Source organism: Sphingomonas sp. NPDC019816 (assembly GCF_050274375.1).
Classification (GTDB): Bacteria; Pseudomonadota; Alphaproteobacteria; order Sphingomonadales; family Sphingomonadaceae; genus Sphingomonas.
The window spans coordinates 1-3,394 of sequence record NZ_JBNNOB010000222.1 but is presented as its reverse complement, the minus strand read 5'-3'; the positions used below and the strand labels follow the sequence as shown (position 1 = coordinate 3,394).

The window sequence follows — 3,394 nt, the reverse complement described above, 5'->3', positions numbered from 1 at the left end:
TCCTCCTCGAATTCCTTCGTGAAACGTCGCTGCTTCGTCATCGAGTTCGCCTTTCACCTCAAGGGAACTCTCCACTTTTCCGGGGCAAGTCCACAGCAAAGGCGCTACCGGCGCGGGCATGGACATTCTCCATGTGTTCCACGTGCCAAGGCTGTCCGAGCGACGCTGGACTCGCTGGGGTGGTGAGAAAGGCCAGAAGCCTGGCGAGGGCTATGAATACACCATCACCGAGTTTGGCCAGCGCATACGCAGCCTCATTACTCAGGATGTATCCGCATGACCGCCTCCGGTTTCGCGATGAGCGAGAAGCGAGCGCGTCGGTATGACAACGCCGGGTTCAGGATCATCCGCCCCGGCACCCGCGAAGTCGCCACGGAATACTGCGCGGGCGGGCGCTGCGTGCAGATGGCGGGGGAAGGACCTGAGGTGCGGGAACGGTTGAGGGGAGGGAGGGAATGAAAGAGAAGCACGGTCCGCAGTTCAACCCGATCGCTCGCCTCCAGACCAAGGACGGCATTTGCGAATATCTCGGGGGGATCAGCCACACGACATATGACCAGTGGCAGGCAAGGGGGCTTGTGCCTGGCCCGGTCAGTGGCACGACGCGCTATGACGTGAAGCAGCACGATCATGTGCTAGACAAGACCGCTAATCTGACAACGGCGCGCAAAATGAGCCCGCTTGAAGCATGGGAAGCAGAGAATGCGCGTGCGGCTTAAGGGCGTCTATTCTCACAAGAAGGTGCTGAGCGATCACACCGTCAAGCGCTATTACACGCTGCGCGGTGTCGGAGCGATTAAGCCGCTTGCTGGCGATGAGGATGAGCCGTTCCGGCCGGGAACACAGGCTTTCATGCGCGCCTATAACGCGATGATCAACGCCCCAAGCAAGGCGCGCATTGCTGGCACCATGCAGGCCCTGCTCAATGGATACCAGCAATCGCCGGAGTGGAAACGGTTGGCCCCTCGCACGCAGTCTGACTACGTGAAAGCGATCGGCAAGATCGAGACGGCGTTTGGTCACCACCCGATCGAGGTACTGGAAGACCCCAAAATTCGCCCGCGCTTCCTTAAGTGGCGTGACACGATGGCGGAGGCATCCCCGCGCCAAGCCGATGCGGTTTTCGGCGTGCTGCGTATTGTGCTCGAATGGGGTCGTGATCGCGGCCTTGTCTCTCACAATCACGCTCTTCGCCCTAAGAAGGTCTATAGGGCAGACCGCAGCGAACAGCTTTGGCTACCACCTCATATCCAAGCGCTGCGTGCTGTTGCGCCACCCGATATTCTACTGGCGTTCGAACTGGCGCTGGGCACGGGGCAGCGCAAAGGCGATCTGCTAAAGCTGGGGTGGTCTAGCTACAATGGCTCGCGCATCTCTTTTCGGCAGGGCAAGCGCAAGCGACTGGTCGACATGCCGGTGACGCAGGCGCTCAAGGCTACCCTTGATGCCGCTCCGCGCGCTGCAACAACGATCTTGGCGCGCAACGGCAAGCCGTGGGGCTCGGTGAACTTCGACCATCGGTGGCGGGAAGCTGTGCTTGCAGCCGGATTGAACGGCCTACACTTCCATGATCTGCGCGGTACGGCCTGCACTGCATTGGCGGAGGCGGGATGCACGCCATCTGAGATCGCCGCCATGCTCGGCTGGACCGTATCGACAGTCAACCGGATGCTTGATGCCTATCAGGCGATGACCGCTTCGTTGAGCAACAGCGCGGTGGCGAAACTGGAGGCGAAAGCGTCCCAAAATATTCCGCAGAAACACTGATAAACGGGAGTTTTTCGTTGTGGATAAGCCATCCGTTCCGCAGTATAGTCAAGGAATGACAAGGGATCAGGACGGTTTTTGGTACCGTCATACGCAGGTTCGAATCCTGCCGCCCCAGCCAGTCATCTATTTTGCAGTAAAATTAGCGTGTTAGCTGTGACACCCCGCCCTGTGTGGGGCAGGTCTGTGGGGCAGCTTTGATCGGCAGGCGTCGGCAGGCTCGACATCGTTCTGACGTTGGTCAATAATAGATCATGAACATCATCACCAATCTTCTGAACCCTCCGAAGCTTAATGACGTGTTCACGCCGGGCGGACAGCCGTCGGTAACCTACAACGACCGTGCGGAACTTGGGCTCGAGCCAGCGCTGCGGAAAGCGGTCGCTCTAGGCACGACGATTGTGTCCCTTACTGGCGCCACGAAAGCCGGTAAGACAGTGTTATGTCGTAGCGTCATGAGCGCCTACGAGTACGTCTGGATTGATGGCGGACAGGTGAAGTCGGAAGCGGACTTGTGGGCTAAGGTGGTGTCGGAATTACGCCTGCCTTTGGAACTCGAGGAGGCGGAGGGGCGTGAGAATGAAGGAAAGGTGGAGGGCAAGATTGGCGGCGACGCCGGTATTCTAGGAACTGGCGTCAAGTTCGAGTTTTCGGGGGGGGGGGTCGCGGCTGCGGAGCTACGACAGTTCCCGAACTTATCGGCTTGATGGCCCATCTGCGGCTATCGAATACATGCTTACCAACGGCATTGTCCTGATCCTGGATGATTTCCACTATCTTGACGACGAGGCGCGGGTCGGAACGATCAAGTCTCTCAAGGGCGCGGTCTTTCGCGGGCTTAAGGTCATTCTGCTGTCTACGCCCTACCGGGCGTTCGAGGCTATAAAGGCCGAGCCGGAAATTACGGGGCGCTTCAAGCATGTGACCGTATCCGACTGGTCGCGAGAAGACCTTCGGAAGATTGCAGAGGCGGGCTTCGACGCTCTTAACGTAAGCTGCCCCGTAGGATCATAGACGAGTTCGCGAAGGAGGCAGAGGGAAGCCCGCTGCTCATGCAGCAGTTCTGCTGGAACTTGTGTTACGATAACGGGATCGAGGTTGCGAAGCTCTCGAAACATGTGATTGAAACCAGCTTCCCTACCGACCGGATATACAGGGAAGTTGCGATGGATGCAGGCCTGCCGGTCTACGAGAAATTGAAGAAGGGGCCCCAGACTAGGACTGAGCGCATTCCCCGGCCGTTAGTCGCGGGTGGGTCGGTAGACATCTACCAAGCCATCCTTCTGGCGATTGCCGCGACAGGGCCAAAGGAGAAGCTATCCTATGACCAAATCCGCAGCAGTCTGAACGGACTCCTCTCGGATAAAGTCCCGCAGAAGCTGGAAGTCTCCAACGCGCTAAACCATCTTTCCGCCATTGATGCCGAAAGCAATCGAGGCCCTCGAGCTCTCGACTGGAACGCTGACGAGCTGGAGCTTGTCCTAGTGGACCCATTCTCCGCTTCTATTTGCGGTGGGAAGTCGCGAAAGCCGCTAGGGTCAGGACTCATTGGTTGATCCAGAAGATCACGGTTGCCGCGAGAGCGATGGCGGACATGAAGGCGTGAGCGCATCGGTCGTAGCGGGTG

5 protein-coding genes are annotated in these 3,394 nt (G+C 58.5%); all 5 read left to right on the top strand.

Going from position 1 to position 3,394, the window contains the following annotated elements:
* Positions 1-455: 455 nt before the first annotated feature.
* The 5 genes from ACQKJZ_RS18695 (at position 456) to ACQKJZ_RS18675 (ending at position 3,323) form a co-directional block, all read left to right on the top strand.
* Positions 456-719 carry a hypothetical protein gene (locus ACQKJZ_RS18695; protein WP_427733127.1) on the top strand — a complete coding sequence of 88 codons (264 nt, stop codon included), beginning with the start codon at positions 456-458 and terminating at the stop codon, positions 717-719.
* A complete protein-coding gene (locus tag ACQKJZ_RS18690; RefSeq protein ID WP_427733125.1) occupies positions 703-1,767 on the top strand; it encodes a tyrosine-type recombinase/integrase in 1,065 nt (354 codons plus the stop codon). The genes ACQKJZ_RS18695 and ACQKJZ_RS18690 overlap by 17 nt, the downstream gene beginning before the upstream one ends.
* A gap of 254 nt (positions 1,768-2,021) precedes the next feature.
* A complete protein-coding gene (locus tag ACQKJZ_RS18685; RefSeq protein ID WP_427733123.1) occupies positions 2,022-2,474 on the top strand; it encodes a hypothetical protein in 453 nt (150 codons plus the stop codon).
* Between the two features lie 25 nt (positions 2,475-2,499).
* Positions 2,500-2,781: a hypothetical protein gene (locus tag ACQKJZ_RS18680; RefSeq protein ID WP_427733121.1), complete on the top strand. Its 282-nt coding sequence runs from the start codon at positions 2,500-2,502 to the stop codon at positions 2,779-2,781.
* 38 nt (positions 2,782-2,819) lie between these two features.
* Positions 2,820-3,323, top strand: coding sequence for a hypothetical protein (locus ACQKJZ_RS18675; RefSeq protein ID WP_427733119.1), 504 nt, complete (start codon positions 2,820-2,822; stop codon positions 3,321-3,323).
* The last annotated feature ends 71 nt before the right edge of the window (positions 3,324-3,394 follow it).

What these genes read in the sequence shown, in the direction of transcription:
- ACQKJZ_RS18690 (WP_427733125.1), top strand. Translation starts at nt 703, where the DNA reads ATGCGCGTGCGGCTTAAGGGCGTCTATTCTCACAAGAAGGTGCTGAGC.
- ACQKJZ_RS18680 (WP_427733121.1), top strand. Translation starts at nt 2,500, where the DNA reads ATGCTTACCAACGGCATTGTCCTGATCCTGGATGATTTCCACTATCTT.
- ACQKJZ_RS18695 (WP_427733127.1), top strand. Translation starts at nt 456, where the DNA reads ATGAAAGAGAAGCACGGTCCGCAGTTCAACCCGATCGCTCGCCTCCAG.
- ACQKJZ_RS18675 (WP_427733119.1), top strand. Translation starts at nt 2,820, where the DNA reads ATGCAGCAGTTCTGCTGGAACTTGTGTTACGATAACGGGATCGAGGTT.
- ACQKJZ_RS18685 (WP_427733123.1), top strand. Translation starts at nt 2,022, where the DNA reads ATGAACATCATCACCAATCTTCTGAACCCTCCGAAGCTTAATGACGTG.